Source organism: Streptomyces akebiae, assembly GCF_019599145.1.
Lineage (GTDB): Bacteria > Actinomycetota > Actinomycetes > Streptomycetales > Streptomycetaceae > Streptomyces > Streptomyces akebiae.
In genome coordinates, this window is sequence record NZ_CP080647.1 from 441,429 (window position 1) to 458,315 (window position 16,887).

At 72.3% G+C, this 16,887-nt stretch carries 15 protein-coding genes; 11 read left to right on the forward strand and 4 right to left on the reverse strand.

What is annotated here, in order from left to right:
* The first annotated feature begins 36 nt into the window (after positions 1-36).
* The 4 genes from K1J60_RS01940 to K1J60_RS01955 are packed head-to-tail and all read left to right on the forward strand — an operon-like array spanning position 37 to position 3,860.
* Complete coding sequence (locus K1J60_RS01940) at positions 37-843, forward strand: STM4013/SEN3800 family hydrolase (protein WP_220651224.1); 807 nt, start codon at positions 37-39, stop codon at positions 841-843.
* Positions 840-2,228, forward strand: coding sequence for an STM4012 family radical SAM protein (locus tag K1J60_RS01945; protein WP_259407514.1), 1,389 nt, complete (start codon positions 840-842; stop codon positions 2,226-2,228). The genes K1J60_RS01940 and K1J60_RS01945 overlap by 4 nt, the downstream gene beginning before the upstream one ends.
* 7 nt (positions 2,229-2,235) lie before the next feature.
* The gene (locus tag K1J60_RS01950) at positions 2,236-3,114 is read left to right on the forward strand and encodes an STM4011 family radical SAM protein (RefSeq protein WP_220644605.1); all 879 of its coding nucleotides are present in this window, start codon (positions 2,236-2,238) and stop codon (positions 3,112-3,114) included.
* Positions 3,111-3,860 (forward strand): thioesterase II family protein, encoded by a 750-nt coding sequence (locus tag K1J60_RS01955; RefSeq protein WP_220644606.1) that lies wholly within the window; start codon positions 3,111-3,113, stop codon positions 3,858-3,860. The genes K1J60_RS01950 and K1J60_RS01955 overlap by 4 nt, the downstream gene beginning before the upstream one ends.
* 27 nt (positions 3,861-3,887) lie before the next feature.
* On the opposite strand, the gene K1J60_RS01960 is transcribed toward K1J60_RS01955, so the two are convergent.
* Together K1J60_RS01960 and K1J60_RS01965 are read right to left on the reverse strand one after the other, a co-directional pair.
* Positions 3,888-4,592, reverse strand: coding sequence for a response regulator (locus tag K1J60_RS01960; protein WP_220644607.1), 705 nt, complete (start codon positions 4,590-4,592; stop codon positions 3,888-3,890).
* Positions 4,589-6,232 carry a sensor histidine kinase gene (locus K1J60_RS01965; protein ID WP_220644608.1) on the reverse strand — a complete coding sequence of 548 codons (1,644 nt, stop codon included), beginning with the start codon at positions 6,230-6,232 and terminating at the stop codon, positions 4,589-4,591. Before K1J60_RS01965 ends, K1J60_RS01960 begins: the two co-directional genes overlap by 4 nt.
* Positions 6,233-6,567: 335 nt before the next feature.
* Between K1J60_RS01965 and K1J60_RS01970 the strand changes: the two genes are divergently transcribed.
* Genes K1J60_RS01970 through K1J60_RS01980 form a run of 3 tightly spaced genes read left to right on the forward strand, consistent with a single transcriptional unit; the run spans position 6,568 to position 9,594 of the window.
* A complete protein-coding gene (locus K1J60_RS01970; RefSeq protein WP_220651226.1) occupies positions 6,568-7,551 on the forward strand; it encodes a Bug family tripartite tricarboxylate transporter substrate binding protein in 984 nt (327 codons plus the stop codon).
* Positions 7,548-8,093: a tripartite tricarboxylate transporter TctB family protein gene (locus tag K1J60_RS01975; protein WP_220644609.1), complete on the forward strand. Its 546-nt coding sequence runs from the start codon at positions 7,548-7,550 to the stop codon at positions 8,091-8,093. The genes K1J60_RS01970 and K1J60_RS01975 overlap by 4 nt, the downstream gene beginning before the upstream one ends.
* A gap of 1 nt (position 8,094) precedes the next feature.
* Positions 8,095-9,594: a tripartite tricarboxylate transporter permease gene (locus K1J60_RS01980; protein ID WP_220644610.1), complete on the forward strand. Its 1,500-nt coding sequence runs from the start codon at positions 8,095-8,097 to the stop codon at positions 9,592-9,594.
* Between the two features lie 15 nt (positions 9,595-9,609).
* Here K1J60_RS01980 and K1J60_RS01985 read toward each other — a convergent pair whose 3' ends face one another.
* Positions 9,610-10,134 (reverse strand): hypothetical protein, encoded by a 525-nt coding sequence (locus tag K1J60_RS01985; RefSeq protein ID WP_220644611.1) that lies wholly within the window; start codon positions 10,132-10,134, stop codon positions 9,610-9,612.
* Between the two features lie 313 nt (positions 10,135-10,447).
* Between K1J60_RS01985 and K1J60_RS01990 the strand changes: the two genes are divergently transcribed.
* Together K1J60_RS01990 and K1J60_RS01995 are read left to right on the forward strand one after the other, a co-directional pair.
* Positions 10,448-12,370, forward strand: a complete 1,923-nt coding sequence (locus tag K1J60_RS01990; protein WP_220644612.1) for an AMP-dependent synthetase/ligase — start codon at positions 10,448-10,450, stop codon at positions 12,368-12,370.
* Positions 12,371-12,509: 139 nt separating this feature from the next.
* Positions 12,510-13,757 (forward strand): DUF4032 domain-containing protein, encoded by a 1,248-nt coding sequence (locus K1J60_RS01995; RefSeq protein ID WP_220644613.1) that lies wholly within the window; start codon positions 12,510-12,512, stop codon positions 13,755-13,757.
* A 52-nt stretch (positions 13,758-13,809) separates the two neighbouring features.
* On the opposite strand, the gene K1J60_RS02000 is transcribed toward K1J60_RS01995, so the two are convergent.
* The gene (locus tag K1J60_RS02000) at positions 13,810-14,682 is read right to left on the reverse strand and encodes a universal stress protein (RefSeq protein WP_220644614.1); all 873 of its coding nucleotides are present in this window, start codon (positions 14,680-14,682) and stop codon (positions 13,810-13,812) included.
* Between the two features lie 57 nt (positions 14,683-14,739).
* Here K1J60_RS02000 and K1J60_RS02005 point away from each other — a divergent pair, with 57 nt between their 5' ends.
* Both K1J60_RS02005 and K1J60_RS02010 read left to right on the forward strand, forming a co-directional pair.
* Positions 14,740-15,096, forward strand: a complete 357-nt coding sequence (locus K1J60_RS02005) for a VOC family protein (RefSeq protein WP_033528662.1) — start codon at positions 14,740-14,742, stop codon at positions 15,094-15,096.
* Positions 15,097-15,193: 97 nt separating this feature from the next.
* Entirely contained in the window at positions 15,194-16,870 is a 1,677-nt protein-coding gene (locus tag K1J60_RS02010) for an FAD-dependent oxidoreductase (protein ID WP_220644615.1), read from the forward strand.
* Positions 16,871-16,887: the final 17 nt, after the last annotated feature.

Below are 16,887 nucleotides of genomic sequence, written 5' to 3' on the forward strand. Positions count from 1 at the left end.
GCCCAGCGGCCCCCCGGAACCGTCCGGCCGCCCGACATGAACGAGGTGGTGGGCCGGGACGACCTGCTGCTGCTCACCCTCGACACCCTGCGGTACGACGTGGCGGTGCGGCTCGTGCGGGAGGGCCGGCTGCCGAACCTGGCCGCCCGTCTGCCGGGCGGCATGTGGGAGAAGCGGCACGCGCCCGGCAGTTTCACCTACGCCTCGCACCAGGCGATGTTCGCGGGGTTCCTGCCCACCCCGGCGGCGCCCGGACCGCATCCCCGGCTCTTCGCGGGCCGGTTCGCCGGCAGTGAGACCACCGAGGGGCGCACCTTCGTCTTCGACAGTCCCGACCTGGTCTCGGGGCTCGCCGCGCACGGCTACCGCACGGTGTGCGTCGGCGGTGTCGGGTTCTTCAACAAGCAGGGGGCGCTCGGCAGTGTCCTGCCGGGCCTGTTCCAGGAGAGCCACTGGGAACCGGAGTTCTCCGTGGCGTCACCGACGTCGTTCGAGTCGCAGGTGGCCCGCGCCGAGCGGGTCGTGTCCGAACTCCCCGTCGACCAGCGGCTGTTCCTGTTCCTCAACGTCTCGGCGCTGCACCAGCCCAACTGGTTCCATCTGCCGGGCGCCACCCGTGAGGCGGGCGACAGCCTGGCCACGCACGCGGCGGCCCTGGAGTACGTCGACCGGCACATCGGGCGGCTCTTCGCCGCGATGAGTTCACGGCGGCGCTGCTTCGCCGTCGTCTGTTCCGACCACGGGACCACCTACGGCGAGGACGGTTACACCGGGCACCGCCTCGGCCACGAGGCCGTGTGGACCGTCCCCTACAGCCACTTCTTCCTGGAGCCGTCCGCATGAGCGTGATCGAGACCGGGCCCCGATCCGGGGCCGGCGCCGCCGGCAGGACCGTGACCGGGGCAGCGGTCCGCCCCTACCAGCACTATGTGTACGCCTACCCGCACAAGACGGCGTACCGGAAGCTGCCCGGCGCACCACGGCTCGCCCAACTGTGGGCCGGCGAGTCACGGCAGGCGCTGTCGCTGTACGCGCACATACCGTTCTGCGAGGTGCGCTGCGGCTTCTGCAACCTCTTCACGCGGATCGGCGCGCCCGACGGGCTGACCGGCCGCTATCTCGACGCCCTCGAACGGCAGGCGATCGCGGTGCGGGAGGCCCTCGGGGACGCGGAGCCGGTGCGGTTCGCGAACGCCGCGTTCGGCGGGGGCACCCCGACCTTTCTGGAGGCCGCGGAGCTGGAGCGGCTGTGCGACATCGCCGAGCGGCACATGGGCGCGGACCTGCGGGCGATCCCGCTGTCGGTCGAGGCATCCCCGGCCACGGCGACGGCCGACCGGCTGTCCGTACTGGCCGAGCGGGGCACCACGCGGCTGAGCCTGGGCGTGCAGAGCTTCGTGCCGGAGGAGGCGCGTGCGGCCGTACGACCGCAGCGGCGGTCCGATGTGGAGGCGGCGCTGTCACGGATCCGGGACGCCGCCGTCCCCGTCCTGAACATCGACCTGATCTACGGCATCGACGGGCAGACGGCGGCCAGTTGGCGGCTGTCACTGGACGCGGCCCTCGCCTGGCAGCCGGAGGAGATCTACCTCTATCCGCTCTACGTCCGGCCGTTGACGGGCCTCGGCCGGAACGCCGACCCGGAGCTCGCGGACCGCGACTGGGACGAGCAGCGGCTGCGGCGTTACCGCGAGGGCCGCGACCACCTCCTCGCGCACGGCTACGAACAGGTCTCCATGCGGATGTTCCGCCGCGCGGACGCTCCGCCGCAGGGCCCGGACGATCATGCCTGCCAGACCGACGGCATGATCGGCCTGGGCTGTGGAGCCCGTTCGTACACGTCGAAGGTGCACTACTCCTTCGACTACGCGGTGAACATGAGCCAGATCCGCACGATCATCGACGACTACACCACCACCGGCGACTTCGGCCGGGCGGTGCACGGTCGTGCGGTCGACGAGGACGAGGCGCGGCGTCGCCATCTGCTGCAGTCGCTGCTGCAGGCTCGGGGGCTGCCGGTGGAGGAGTACCGGCGGCGGTTCGGGTCGGACCCGTACGAGGACTTCGCCGTGGAGCTGGACCTGCTGGCCGCGCGCGGCTGGCTCGCGGACGCGGGCACCGACCTGCTGAGGCTCTCCGCCGAGGGGCTGGCGCACTCGGACGCCATCGGTCCCGAGTTCTTCTCGCCCGCCGTCCGGGCGGCGATGGCCGCGTACGAGCTGAAGTGACGCGCCCGTGGACCTGACGATCCTGTACCGGGGCCCGCTCGCCTCCTGCGACTACGACTGTCCCTACTGCCCTTTCGCCAAGCGCCGTGACTCCACGGAGCAACTCCGCGCCGACCGTGCGGCCCTGGACCGTTTCACCGCATGGGCCCGGGAACAGACCGGCGACCGGCTCTCGGTGCTGTTCACGCCGTGGGGCGAGGGACTGGTGCGCTCCTGGTACCGCAGGGCCCTGGTCGAGCTCTCCCACGAGCCGCACATCGACCGGGTGGCGATCCAGACGAACCTGAGCTGCCGCACGGAATGGCTGGCGGAGGCCGACCCGGCCACGGTGGCCCTGTGGTGCACGTACCACCCCGGCCAGACCCCGTACGAAAGGTTCCTCGGCAAGGCGCTGCGACTGGCCGGGAGCGGGATCCGCTTCAGCGTGGGGATCGTCGGACTGCCCGAGCACCTGGAGCACGCCCGGCGACTGCGCGCGGAGCTGCCGGAGCAGGTGTATCTGTGGGTGAACGCCGCCGAGGGGCACACCTACACCGACGAGGAGGCGGCGCTCTGGACCGGGCTGGACCCGCTCTTCCCCTTCAGCCGCCACCCGCACCGCTCGGCGGGCCGCGCCTGCCGTACCGGCTCCACGGTCATATCGGTGGACGGGGAGGGCACGGTACGACGCTGTCACTTCGTCAAGACCGAACTGGGCAACCTCTACGACGGATCCTTCCGGACGGCACTCGCGCCCCGCCCCTGCCCGTTGTCCGTCTGCGACTGCCACATCGGCTACGTTCACCTCGAAACGCTCCCCCTGTACGACGTGTTCGCGGGCGGTGTCCTGGAACGCGTGCCGACGCCGGCGGCACGACGAGGAATCGGAAAGCGAGTGAGTCCATGACCTCAGCGGTCAACAGCGGTCCGTGGGTACGGCGTTACCGGCCCGCGCCCGAGGCTGCCGTGCGGCTGCTGTGTCTGCCGCACGCCGGTGGTTCGGCGAGCGCCTACCACCCCTTGGCGCTGGCTCTCGCCCCGGCCGCCGATGTACTGGCCGCGCAGTACCCGGGGCGACAGGACCGTTTCGCCGAGCCGCCGTCGGAGAGCGTCCGGGAACTGGCGGAGCGGATCGTCGAGGCCGTCACCGGCGACGACGACCGGCCGCTCGCCCTCTTCGGGCACAGCATGGGCGCGGTGGTCGCCTACGAGGCGGCACTGGCGCTGGAGGCGGCCGGCCGGACGCCGGTGCGGCTGTTCGTCTCGGGGCGGCGGGCGCCCTCCGCGGTCCGGGTCGGCCCCGAGCTGCACCGGGGCAGCGATGCCGAACTGCTCCGGGCGGTGCGCCGGTTGGGCGGCACGGACGGGCAGGTCTTCGAGGACGAGGAGCTCGTGCAGCTGGTGCTGCCGGCGCTGCGCGGCGACTACAAGGCGCTGGAGACGTACTCGCCGCGCCCCGACGACCGGCTGACCTGTCCGGTCACCGTCCTCACCGGCGACGCCGACCCCGTGACGCCGGTGGCCGACGCGCGGGCCTGGAGCGAACACACCGACGGACCGACCGAGCTGTGTGTGTTCCCCGGCGGTCACTTCTACCTCAACGACCGGCCGCGGGAGGTCGTCGACGTCGTACGGCGGCACCTGGGCCTGTAGGCGGAGGACGGCGGGCGGGGCGAGGCCTCACACCCGCCAGCTGTAGCGCCGCTCCGGGCGCCCGGCCACGCCGTAGCGGAGGGAGACGTCCGCGCTGCCGGTGCTGTGGAAGTACTCCAGGTAGCGGCGGGCGCTGACGCGGGAGATGCCGGTGAGGGTGGCGCACTCGGTGGCGGAGAGGGTGCCGTCGGCGGCGCGCAGGGTGGCCTCGATCAGCTCGGCGGTCTCCACGCTCATGCCCTTGGGCAGGGCGCCGGCCGTCGACGCGGGGGCGGTGGCTCCGGCGAGGACCCGGTCCACGTCGGCCTGGCCGCGGACGACGGTGGTGAGCAGCCGGCCGCGCTGGGCGGCGTACCGCTGGAGCCGGGAGCGCAGCTCCTCGAACTCGAAGGGTTTGAGGAGGTAGTCGACGACGCCGTGGCGGACCGCGCCGCGCACGCTGTCGGCCTCCCGGGCGGCGCTGATGACCATGACGTCGCAGTCGTGCCCGGCGGTGCGCAGCCGCGGTATGACGTCGAGGCCGAAGCCGTCGGGGAGGTAGAGGTCGAGGAGGACGAGGTCGGGGCGGAGTTCGTCGACGGCGGCGACGGCCTGTTCGCCGGTGCTGGCGACGCCGACGACGTGGAACGGCTCGACGCGTTCGACGAAGGTGCGGTGGACCCGGGCCACCATGAAGTCGTCGTCGACCACGAGCACGTCGATGGTGCCGGGCGGGCTGCTCGTGCCGGTCATGGTGTCGCTCCTTCCGCCACCGCGTCGGCGAGGTGGCTGACGGTCATGCGGGCGGTGAACATGGCCCCGTCGGGGGTGTTGGTCACCGAGATCTCACCGCCGTGGCGTTCGCAGACCAGGCGGGTGAGGGCCAGGCCGATGCCGCGCTCGCCTTCCCGCGCGGCCTTGGTGGTGAAACCGTGGGAGAAGACCTCACGGGCGAGTTCGGGGGCCACACCCGGGCCCGAGTCGCGGACGACGATCTCGACGCTGGAGGCGTCCTGGCGCAGTTCCACCTCGACCCAGGCCTCCCGGGCGTCGGCGCCGGCCCAGCGGTCGGGGTCGTCGGGCGCGGTCGTGGTGGCGGCCGCGTCCACGGCGTTGTCGACGAGGTTGCCGACGACGGTCGCCACGTCGGCGGCGTCCTCGGGGGCGAGCCGGTCCAGGTTGGTGGCGTCCGAGATCCGCAGGATGACCCGGCGTTCGGCGGCCAGCGAGGTCTTCGCCGTGAGCAGGGCGGCGACGGCGGTGTCGCGGACGCGGCGGCTGAGGGTGACGTCCAGGGAGTGGCGGTGCCGGCTCAGCGCCCGGATGTAGTGGACGACCTCGTCCTGCTCGCCGATCTGGATGAGCCCGGAGATGGTGTGCAGCTGGTTGGCGAACTCGTGGGCCTGGGCGCGCAGCAGCTCGGAGGAGCTGCGGAAGGAGCCGATCTCGCGTTCGAGGCGGGCCAGCTCGGTGCGGTCCCGGAGGGTGGTGACGGAGCCGAGGTGGCGGCCGTCCTTGGTGACGGTCATGCGGTTCATCACCAGGACCCGGCCCCGGCGGATCACGACCTCGTCGCGCTGGTGGGGCGCCTCTTCCTGGGCCCCGGCCAGCACGTCACGCAGGCGTCCCTCGACGCCGAGGTCGGTCAGGCTCTTGCCGACGCAGTCCTCGGGCAGGTCCAGCAGTCGTCGGCCCATCTCGTTGACGAGGGTGAGCCGGTGGTGGGGGTCCAGGGCGACCACGCCCTCGGCGATGCCGTAGAGCATGGCCTCGCGGTGTTCGGCGAGGCCCGCGATCTCCTGGGGCTCCAGGCCGAGGGTCTGCCGTTTGACGCGCCGGGCGAGCAGCCAGGAGCCGACGAGGCCGAGGCCGCTGGCGATGCCGAGGTAGGCGAGGAGGTAGGAGGAGGCGCCGCTGAGGCGCTGCCACACGGTGGGGGAGGCCTCGCCGATCATGACGGTGCCCAGCAGCAGGCCGAGGTTGTCGTTGGTCGTCGCACCGAGCACGGGAACCTGGGCCACGAGCTCGCGGCTGCCGTCGAGGGTCAGTGAACCGGACCAGCCGCGGCCCGCGACGGCGCCCTCACCCACCGGCATCGGGTCGCCGATCGCGGTGGGGTCGGTGGAGCTGACGATCAGACCGTCGGCGTCGGCGACGGTGACCGAGGTCACTCCGGACTGGGTCTGGGTGGAGTTCACCAGGGGGGCCAGCGCCTCGTGCGCGACGGGCCGGGCGAGCCGGTCCCGGACCAGCGGGTTGGCGGCGAGCTGCTCGGCGAGCGCGGTGACACGGCGGCCCTCGACCCGGTTGAAGGTGGCCGCCGACTGCGTGAGCGAGACCGCCGCGACCGCCAGCAGCACCACCACGACGATGGCGAGCTGGAGGACCAGCATCTCGCCTGCGAGGGTATGGCGACGGAACACCACGACGGACTCTTCTCTCGTGCCGACGCCGTCCCGGGCGTCTCGCTCGTTTCTCGTGCCGACGCCACGTCGGGCGTCGCGCGGCTGGGGCGCCGCCTTGTGCGGTGGGTCGCACAATCATGGCGCCCGCGTCCGATCCGGGGAAGGGAGGTGTGGGGGACGTGCCCATAAGGTGACAGGGGCCGTGACCACTACGACCACAACTTCCGTTGCTTCCGCAAGGGCGTCAGCTCCGTCCCGCGCGGGCACGATGTGGCCCAGGTCACCCTTCCCTCCTCGACCCGAACCGACAGGTGGTGGCATTCGTGCAGCTGCGCACCCCGCTCGCCCTGCTCGGGGCGGCCCTGCTCGTGCTCGTGGGACCGCCCCTGCTGACCCCCGGCAGCGGCAGCGAGACCGGCACGCAGATCCCCGGTCTGCGTTTCATGGTGCCGAACACTCCGGGCGGCGGCTACGACATCACGGCGCGGACGGCCGCGAAGAACGCCGAGGACGCCGGGCTCACCCACACCATCGAGGTGTTCAATCTGCCGGGCGCCGGCGGCACGGTCGGTCTGAGCCGGCTGGTGAGCGAGCACGGCAACGGCAGGCTCGCGATGTCGATGGGGCTCGGTGTCGTCGGCGCCGTCCGCTCCAACGACGCGCCGAAGACCCTCGCCGACACCACGCCGATCGCCCGCCTCACCGAGGAGCAGGACGTCGTGGTGGTCGCCAAGGACTCCCCGTACAAGACGATCGACGAGCTCGTCGGGGCCTGGAAGGACGACCCGGGCGAGCTGCCGGTGGGCGGGGGTTCGGCGCCGGGCGGGCCCGACCATCTGGCGCCGATGCTGATGGCGCAGGCCGCCGGGATCGCGCCGAAGGACGTCAACTACATCCCCTTCGACGGCGGCGGTGAGCTGCTCGCGTCGATCCTGGGCGACAAGGTCGCCTTCGGGGTGTCCGGCGTCGGCGAGTACCTGGACCAGATCAGGGCGGGCGAGCTGCGGCTGCTCGCGGTGACCGGTCCGAAACGGGTGGCGGGGCTGGACGCGCCGACCCTCCAGGAGGCCGGCTACGACGTGAACTTCACCAACTGGCGCGGCATCGTCGCCCCGCCCGGTCTCACCGAGGCCGAGCGCGACAAGCTCACCCGGCTGATCGAGGAGCTGCACGACTCGCCCCAGTGGCGGCAGTCGATGAAACAGAACGGCTGGGACGACGCGTTCCTCACCGGCGACGCGTTCGGCGACTTCCTGGATGCCCAGGACAGGCGCGTGGTGTCGGTGTTGAAGGAGCTGGGGCTGTGACCACCGAGACGGGCACCACCGGCACTCCCCCGGCACCCGCCGACGAACGCCGCTCCTGGCTGCGCGACCACTCCGAGCTCGGCGTCTGCGTCCTGCTGCTGGCGCTCGGCGTCCTCGTCCTGACCGACGCGCTGACCATGGACGTCGACATCGCCCAGCGCGGGCCGGTCGGCCCGCGGACCGTGCCGGTCGTGGTCGGCGCCGGTCTGCTGCTGGTCGCCGCGCTGCTCGCGGTGGACGTGTTGCGCGGCGGGCGGGGCCAGGCCGAGGTCGGCGAGGACATCGACCTGTCCGAGCCCGCCGACTGGCGCACGGTGCTGCTGCTGGCCGGGGTGTTCCTCGGCGCCGCCGTCCTGATCGAACCGCTCGGCTTCCCCATGGCCGGCGCCCTGCTGTTCTGGGGCGCGGCGTACGCGCTCGGCAGCCGGCGCCTGGACCGGGATCCGCTCATCGCGGCCGTCATCTCCCTGGTCACCTACGCCGTGTTCGACAACCTGCTCGGGGTGCCGCTGCCCGGCGGTCCGCTGATGGGAGTGCTTTGACATGGACGCCCTCAGCTCCCTCCTCGACGGCTTCGCCACGGCCCTGACCCCGATCAACCTGCTGTGGGCGGCGATCGGTGTCCTGCTGGGCACGGCGATCGGGGTGCTGCCCGGGATCGGGCCCGCCATGGCGGTGGCGCTGTTGCTGCCGGTGACGTACGGGCTGAACCCGGTCGGCGCGTTCATCATGTTCGCCGGCATCTACTACGGGGCGATGTTCGGCGGTTCCACCACCTCGATCCTCCTCAACACACCCGGTGAGAGCGCGGCCGTGGTCGCGGCCATGGAGGGGAACCCCATGGCCAGGTCGGGGCGCGGCGCGCAGGCGCTGGCGGCGGCCGCCATCGGGCACTTCGCGGGCGGCATGGTCGGCACGGTCCTGCTGGTGGCGCTGGCGCCGAAGGTCGCCGAGCTGGCCGTGGACATCGGCGCCCCGGACTACTTCGCGATCATGGTGCTGGCGTTCATCGCCGTGACGTCCGTCCTCGGCTCGTCGCGCGTCCGGGGCCTCGCGTCCCTCCTCATCGGCCTGACGATCGGGCTGGTGGGCCTGGACCGGATGACCGGCCAGCAGCGCCTGACCTTCGGTTCCCTCCAGCTCGCCGACGGTGTCGACGTGGTGATCGTCGCGGTCGGTCTGTTCGCCATCGGGGAGGCCCTGTGGGTGGCGGCGCATCTGCGGCGCAGCCCGCCGGAGCCGATCCCGGTGGGCCGGCCGTGGCTCGGCCGCTCCGATGTGAGGCGGACCTGGAAGTCCTGGGCGCGGGGGCCGTTCATAGGCTTCCCGTTCGGCGCGATCCCGGCGGGCGGCGCCGAGATCCCCACCTTTCTGTCGTACGTCACCGAGAAACGGCTGTCGAAGCACAAGGAGGAGTGGGGCAAGGGCGCCATCGAGGGTGTCGCCGGTCCGGAGTCCGCGGCGTCGGCCTCGGCGGCGGGCACCCTCGTCTCCATGCTGACCCTCGGGCTGCCCACGACGGCGGTCGCGGCGGTCATGCTGGCCGCCTTCCAGCAGTACGGCATCCAGCCCGGCCCGCTGCTCTTCGAACGCGAGCCGGACCTCGTGTGGGGCCTGATCGCCTCGCTCTTCGTCGGCATGGTGCTGCTGCTCGCACTCAATCTGCCGCTGGCCCCGCTGTGGGCGAAGCTGCTGCGCATCCCGCGGCCGTACCTCTACGCGGGGATCCTGTTCTTCGCGGCGGTCGGCGCGTACGCGGTCGGCGGTGAGGTGATCGACCTGGTGATCCTGCTGATCATCGGGCTGATCGGCTTCGGTATGCGCCGTTACGGCCTGCCGGTGCTGCCCGCCGTCATCGGTGTGATCCTCGGCCCAGGCGCCGAGCAGCAGCTGCGACGGGCCCTGCAGATCAGTGACGGCAGCGTCACCGGCCTGGTGAACACACCGTTCTCGGTGACGGTGTACGTGGTCATCGCCGTGCTGCTGGCCTGGCCGCTGCTGAAGCGGCTGGTCACCGGCAGGCGCACGGCCCGGGTCGGATGAGCGGCGGCCGGGCGCTCAGCTCGCGCCCCGCTCCGCCTCCTCGTGCAGGAAGGCGCTGATCTGCCCGGCGATGTCCGCTCGGCCCGGACCGCCCGCCGGGTCGAGGAGGTCCTCGTCCACGCCGATGCCGCCGGACCACAGATACCGCTCGGTCCACTCCTCGTCGGCACGCAGCTGGACCTGGATGTCGAACTGGGTGAGGTGGGACTCCGGGGCGGCCGCGTACAGGACGGAGGTGGCGCGGCGCAGCGGGTAGAGGTCGAAGCCCTCGATGAACCGGGAGTTGCGCCAGTCGAGGAAGGCGCTCTCGCCGTCGGGGCCGGTACGGATGTCGAGCTGGCCGTCCTCCAGATGGAGGCCGACGTGGTCGCTGCCCCGGTTCTCCACGGTCACCCGGAACCGGAAGTACGTCAGCCCTTCGGCGGCGTCGTCGCGTCCCCGTGGGGGTTCCGCGCACTCCACTCCGTGGACGCGCACACGCAGGCCGGCCAGGTCGCCGTCGTACTCCTGCCAGTCCCCGATCACGTTGGGCTCGCGCACCGTCCACCTCTCCACATCGGCGGGACACCTCCCGCGTCGCGCGCACCACAGTGCCACACCCGTCGGACGTCCGGGTCCGGGGCATTACCGCCGGTCAGAGGTGATCAAGCCGTGTGCAGCGACGATTGCCGGGAGGGTCACGCGAAGGGGGTCGCCCACGTGCCGCACATCACGTTCACGGCCCACAGTGCGGATACGCGGAGGCCGACTTGCCGATTCCCCGAGCGGTCGTCGGCGCCGTACGCTACGTTCGATCACCGCCGGTTGGCGCACCGTCGGCGAGGTCGCGTGCAGGGAAGGTTCTGAGCGTCGCATGGGCAACTTCGGCATCGCTCCACCGACGGGCCCGGTCATGACCGGAGGGCTGGCCGATCCACTGTTCGAGACGGCGAACCACGATCCCGCGCTGCCGCAGCTCGCGCGCCGTGACAGCACCTCCCCCGGCACCTGGACGCGGGTGAGCGCGGCCGAGGCACGGGACGAAGTCGCCGATCTGGCCAAGGGGTTGATCGCGTCCGGGATCCGCCCGGGCAACCGGGTGGCCGTGATGGCGCGGACCCGTTACGAGTGGACGGTGCTCGCCGTCGCGCTGTGGGCCGTGGGCGCCGAGATCGTGCCGGTCTGTCCGACGTCGTCGCGCGACCAGATCGAGTGGATCCTGCGGGACGCGGCCTGTGTGGGCGTGGTCGTCGAGGACGAGCTGGGTGTGATGACCGTCGGCTCGGTGTGCGCCAAGCTGCCGCTGCTGCGGTACGTCTGGCAACTGGACACCGAGTCCCTGCCACAGCTGGTGGAGGCGGGCCGGGACGTACCGGACGCGACGGTGGACTCGCTGCGCCGTATCGTCATGCCGGACTCCACCGCCGTGATCGCGTACACCTCGGGCACGACCGGCCGGCCCCGGGGCTGCGCGCTCTCCCACCGCAGCCTCGCCAGCCCCTGTGACGCCCTGCTCGCCGGCTGGCGGCAGACGGCGGCGGCGCCCGGTGAACAGCCGGCGATCCTGGCCTTCCTGCCGTTCTCGCACGTCTACGGTCTGATGATCCAGGGGATGTGTCTGCGCGGCGGGCTGCTCCTCGCGCACGAGCCCGAGTTCAACGAGGAGGCGCTGTCCGCCGCACTGCGGTCGTTCCGTCCGACGTTCCTCTTCGGGGTCCCGTACCTCTTCGAGAGGATCTACAAGAACTTCCTGCGCAAGGCCCAACAGGCGGGCCGCGGACCGCTGTTCGAACGGGCGGTGCGCGCCGCCCAGGACCACGCCCTCGCCGTCGAGCGGCAGCGGCTGGACACGGGTCCCGGACCGGCGATGGATCTCAAGCTGCAACACGCCTTCTACGAGAAGACGGTGTACCGCAGGCTGCGCGCGGCGCTGGGCGGCCGGGTGCGCGGCGGCTGTTCGGGAGGTTCCCCCCTCAACCGCGACCTGACGCTGTTCTACGCGGGCATCGGCATCCTCATCCATGACGGGTACGGCCTGACCGAGACCGCCGGCGGCATCACCGCCCAGCCGGTGGGCCGGGAGAAGTTCGGCACCGTGGGCCGTCCGCTGCCGGGCACCGAGATCCGGGTGGCGCGGGACGGGGAGATCCTGGTCAACGGACCTTCGGTGTTCCAGGGGTACGTCAACGACGAGGCGGGCACCCGGGCCGCGCTCCAGGACGGCTGGCTGGCCACGGGGGACATCGGGCGGCTGGACTCCGAGGGCTATCTGTCGATCACGGGCCGCAAGAAGGAGATCATCATCACCAGCGGGGGCAAAGGGGTGGCCCCCGCGCCGCTGGAGGAGCAGCTCCGGACCCATCCGCTGATCCACCAGGCGGTCGTCGTGGGTGACAACCGGCCCTGTGTGGGGGCCCTGCTCACGCTGGACCCCGAGTTCCTCGCGCACTGGCGGGGGTCGTTGTCAGCGCCGGGTGAGCTGCTGGGGCGGGAGGCGCGGGAGGAGAACGCGCTGCGGCAGGAGGTGCTGCGGGCGATCGCCGCGGCCAACAGCACGGTGTCGCGCGCGGAGTCGATCCGCGTCTACCGCATCCTGCCCGAGCCCTTCGACCTCGCCAACGGGATGCTGACCCCGTCGATGAAGCTGCGCCGGGACACCATCGTGCAGCGGTACGAGGCCGAGATCGAGGCGATGTACGCGACCTCGGCGCGTACCGCCCGCCGCACCCTCTCGGAGGAGGTCGCGGGCTGGGACGACTCGGACCCCGACGACGTGTTCCGGCGCGCCCGGCACTGACCGCGCGGTTCCCTCCACCCACAGGCCGAGCCGCTGTTGACGAAAGGGTCCTCCGGATGCGGAGATGCTCCAGGCACCGGCGGGGAGACCGCTTGCCCGAGAGCACTCCGCACCACCGTGAGACGAAGGCAGAGGACCCATGGCACTGCAGATCAGCGCCACCAACCCGGAACACCCCGCGCTGCTGCTCGAACTGCCGTGGCACCTGCCACTGGAGGAGTGGCCCGAGCACCACCTCGTGCCGCTCCCCCGCGGCATCTCCCGCCACGTGGTGCGCTACGCGCGGGCCGGCGACGAGGTGGTCGCCGTCAAGGAACTCGCCGAGCGGCCCGCCCTGCGCGAGTACGAGTTGCTGCGCGACCTCGACCGGATCGGCATCCCCGCGGTGGACGCGCTCGGCGTGGTCACCGGACGTCTCGACGAGGGGGGCGAGCCGCTGGAGTCGGTGCTGATCACGCGGCACCTGGGCGGTTCGATGCCGTACCGCTCGATGTTCGAGACGACCATGCGCCCGGCCACCATGCACCGGCTGATGGACGCCCTCGCCGTCCTGCTGGTGCGGCTGCACCTGGCCGGATTCGCGTGGGGCGACTGCTCGTTGTCCAACACGCTGTTCCGGCGGGACGCGGGCGCGTACGCGGCGTACCTGGTGGACGCCGAGACGGGCGATCTGCACGCGCGGCTGAGCTCCGGGCAGCGGGAGTACGACCTCGATCTGGCCCGGGTGAACATCAGCGGCGAGCTGCTGGACCTGGAGGCGTCCGGGGCGCTGCACCCGTCGGTGGACCCGATCGACTTCGGCAACGAGATCTGCTCCCGCTACCACCGGCTGTGGGAGGAGCTGACCCGCAGGTCGGTGTACCCGGCCGGGAAGTACCACTACATCGAGCGCCGGATCCGCCGTCTGAACGACCTCGGTTTCGACGTCGCCGAGATGCAGATCGAGCACGCCGACAACGGCGACACGGTGACCTTCGTGCCCAAGGTCGTCGACGCGGGCCACCACCAGCGGCAGCTGCTGCGGCTGACCGGTCTGGACACCGAGGAGAACCAGGCCCGCAGGCTGTTGAACGACCTGGAGAGCTGGATGGCCACCCAGGACGACTACGCCCCGGGCGATCCCCTCGGCGCCCGCCCCGAGGTGCTGGCCCACCGCTGGGTGCGGGAGGTGTTCCGCCCTACGGTGCGGGCCGTCCCGCTCGAACTGCGCGGCTCGATGGACCCGGCGGAGATCTACCACCAACTCCTCGAACACCGCTGGTACATGTCCGAGCGGGCCCAGCACGACATCGGCCTGGACACGGCGGTGAAGGACTACATCGACAACGTCCTGCCCACCACACCGACCCCACCACCACCGCGGCCGGACAACGACACCACCGAGTGAGCCACCCCGCGCCCGGGCACCCGCCCCGGGCAGCGGAGGCCGCCCGCGCGCGTCACCTGTGAGGGACCACCGCCACCGGGCAGTGCGCGTGGTGCAGGACGCCGTGGGCGACCGAGCCGATGCGCGCGCCGACGGCCGTGCGGCGGGCTCGGCGCCCGACGACCACCAGCTGGGCCCGCTGGGCCACGGACAGCAGCACCTGCCCGGCGCTGCCCATCTCGACGTGCTGGACGACCCGTACCTCGGGGAAGCGCTCCTGCCACGGCTCCAGCGCGGCGACCAGCGCCTTCTTCTCGTACGGCTCCAGCCCGCCGGCCTCGTCGAGGAGCTTCAGCGAGCCGGGGCTGTACGCGTACAGCGGTGGCAGCGTCCACGCCCGCACCGCGCGCAGGGACGCCCCCCGGGCGGCCGCCGTCTCGAACGCGAACCGCAGCACGTCGGCGCTGTCCTCCGGCGTGCCCTGCTGGCCGACGACGACCTCGCGTCCGGCGGCCTCGGCGCTCGGGCTGTCCTCGGCGCGCACGAGCACGACGGGACGCGGTGACCCGACGATCACCTGCTGCCCGACGGAGCCCAGCAGGAAGCCGACCACCGCGCCGTGTCCGCGCGAGCCCAGCACCAGGGTCTCGGCGTGCTCGGCGGCGCCGACCAGCGTGTCGACCGGCGGGCCCTCCACGAGGTCCGTCGTCACCTCCAGCTCCGGGTGCCGCTCGGCGACACCCCGCGCGGCCTCGGCGAGGGCCTGACCGGCCCACTGCGCCTGTCCGTCCCGGTCCACGGTGATCGCCTCGTGCGGCTCCCACCGCCACGCGTGCACCACCCGCAGCGCCAGGCCCCGGCGTACGGCCTCCCGGCCGGCCCACGCCAGCGCGGCGAGGCTCTCGGGCGTACCGTCCACTGCGGCGGTGATCGGGCGCGTCGTCATCGGCCACCTCTCGGTCGTCACATGGCTGACGGGTCCAGTCTTCACTACGCTCGCCGCATGACCTTGCAGTGGGAGCAGGTGCTGGTGGACGCGGCCGATCCGGTGGCGCTGGGGCGCTGGTGGGCCGAGGCGCTCGGGTGGGTGGTGGTCGACGAGTCGCCCGAGGAGTACGAGATCCGCCCGGCACCGGACCGTCTCCCCGGCCTCCTGTTCGGACGCAGCCCGGACGTCAAGGACCGCAAGAACCGCCTCCACCTCGATTTCCGCCCCCTCGACCAGGAGGCGGAGGTCACCCGTCTCCTCGCCCTCGGGGCACGGCACGCGGACATCGGGCAGACCGGCGACGAGCCCTGGGTCGTGCTCCAGGACCCGGAGGGCAACGAGTTCTGCGTCCTGGCCCCGCGCCGGAGCTGACGCCGCTGCCGGTGTCCCGGCAGGTGGCACCGCGGAAACCGCGCGCGGCAGCACGGTCGAACATACGATGGGCCCATTGGTCTCGGGGCGGAGGAGTATGACGCAGGCTGTCGGTCCGGCGCGGAACGTGATCCTGACGGTGGATGACGATCCCGGGGTGTCCCGTGCGGTGGCGCGGGATCTGCGCCGCAGGTACGGCGAGTCGTACCGGATCGTCCGGGCGGAGTCCGGGCGGGCGGCGCTGGAGGCACTGCGGGAGCTGAAGCTGCGCGGCGACCAGGTGGCGGTGATCCTGGCCGACTACCGGATGCCGGAGATGAACGGCATCGAGTTCCTGGAACAGGCCCTGGACGTCTATCCGGGGGCGCGGCGGGTGCTGCTCACGGCGTACGCCGACACCGGCGCGGCGATCGACGCGATCAACGTCATCGACCTCGACCACTATCTGCTGAAGCCGTGGGACCCGCCGGAGGAGAAGCTCTATCCGGTCCTGGACGACCTGCTCCAGGCCTGGCGGGCCGCCGACCGTGCCTGTGTGGGCACGACGAAGGTGGTCGGGCACCGGTGGTCGGCGCGGTCGTCGGGCGTACGGGAGTTCCTGGCCCGCAACCAGGTGCCGTACCGCTGGTTCTCCTCGGACGAGCCGGAGGGGCGGCGGCTGCTCGCGGCGGCCGGGGCCGACGGCGCGCGGCTGCCGCTGGTCGTCACCCCGGACGGCACGCCGCTGGTGGCGCCGGAGGACCCGGAGCTGGCGGAGAAGGTGGGGCTGGCGACCACGCCGGCCCAGGAGTTCTACGACCTGGTCGTCATCGGCGGCGGCCCCGCCGGGCTCGGCGCGGCCGTGTACGGGGCCTCGGAGGGGCTGCGGACGCTCCTCGTCGAGCGGTCGGCCACGGGCGGTCAGGCGGGCCAGAGCTCACGGATCGAGAACTACCTCGGGTTCCCCGACGGGGTGTCGGGCGGTCAGCTCACCGGCCGGGCGCGCCGTCAGGCCACCAAGTTCGGCGCGGAGATCCTCACGGCCCGTGAGGTGAGCGGTCTGGAGGTGAACGGGGCGGCGCGGACCGTCCGGTTCTCCGACGGTTCGGCGGTCGCCGCGCACAGCGTGATCCTCGCGACCGGCGTGTCGTACCGGCAGCTCGCCGCCCCGGGCTGCGCGGACCTCACCGGCTGCGGGGTGTTCTACGGCTCCGCCCTGACCGAGGCGGCCGGCTGCCAGGGGCACGACGTGTACATCGTGGGCGGCGCCAACTCGGCGGGGCAGGCGGCGATGTACCTGTCCCGGGGCGCCAAGTCGGTCACCCTCCTCGTCCGCGGCGAGTCGCTGACCGCGTCCATGTCGCACTACCTGATCCAGCAGCTCGCCGAGGCCCCCAACATCTTCGTGCGCCCCGGCACGATCGTGGAGGCCGCGCACGGCACGAACCAGCTGGAGCAGCTGACGCTGAAGGACGTGGCGAGCGGGCGTGAAGAACTCGTCGACGCGCAGTGGCTGTTCGTGTTCATCGGCGCCGAGCCGCACACCGACTGGCTGGAGGGGACCGTGCTCCGCGACGAGCGCGGGTTCATCGTGGCCGGACCGGACATGACCCCGGACGGAAGCCCGCCGCCCGGCTGGGAGCTGGACCGGCCGCCGTACCACCTGGAGACCAATGTGCCCGGGGTGTTCGTCGCCGGGGACGCGCGGTCGGAGTCCGCGAAGCGGGTCGCGTCCGCCGTGGGAGAGGGAGCGATGGCCGTGATGCTGGTGCACAGGTATCTGGAGCAGTCATGACCAGCGTGGAGGCTTCG

Excerpts from the sequence above, each read along its gene's own strand:
- K1J60_RS02005 (WP_033528662.1), top strand. The coding sequence starts at position 14,740 with ATGACCTTGCAGTGGGAGCAGGTGCTGGTGGACGCGGCCGATCCGGTG.
- K1J60_RS01945 (WP_259407514.1), top strand. The coding sequence starts at position 840 with ATGAGCGTGATCGAGACCGGGCCCCGATCCGGGGCCGGCGCCGCCGGC.
- K1J60_RS01960 (WP_220644607.1), bottom strand. The coding sequence starts at position 4,592 with ATGACCGGCACGAGCAGCCCGCCCGGCACCATCGACGTGCTCGTGGTC.
- K1J60_RS01980 (WP_220644610.1), top strand. The coding sequence starts at position 8,095 with ATGGACGCCCTCAGCTCCCTCCTCGACGGCTTCGCCACGGCCCTGACC.
- K1J60_RS01955 (WP_220644606.1), top strand. The coding sequence starts at position 3,111 with ATGACCTCAGCGGTCAACAGCGGTCCGTGGGTACGGCGTTACCGGCCC.
- K1J60_RS01965 (WP_220644608.1), bottom strand. The coding sequence starts at position 6,232 with ATGCTGGTCCTCCAGCTCGCCATCGTCGTGGTGGTGCTGCTGGCGGTC.
- K1J60_RS01940 (WP_220651224.1), top strand. The coding sequence starts at position 37 with ATGAACGAGGTGGTGGGCCGGGACGACCTGCTGCTGCTCACCCTCGAC.
- K1J60_RS01990 (WP_220644612.1), top strand. The coding sequence starts at position 10,448 with ATGGGCAACTTCGGCATCGCTCCACCGACGGGCCCGGTCATGACCGGA.
- K1J60_RS01995 (WP_220644613.1), top strand. The coding sequence starts at position 12,510 with ATGGCACTGCAGATCAGCGCCACCAACCCGGAACACCCCGCGCTGCTG.
- K1J60_RS02000 (WP_220644614.1), bottom strand. The coding sequence starts at position 14,682 with ATGACGACGCGCCCGATCACCGCCGCAGTGGACGGTACGCCCGAGAGC.
- K1J60_RS02010 (WP_220644615.1), top strand. The coding sequence starts at position 15,194 with ATGACGCAGGCTGTCGGTCCGGCGCGGAACGTGATCCTGACGGTGGAT.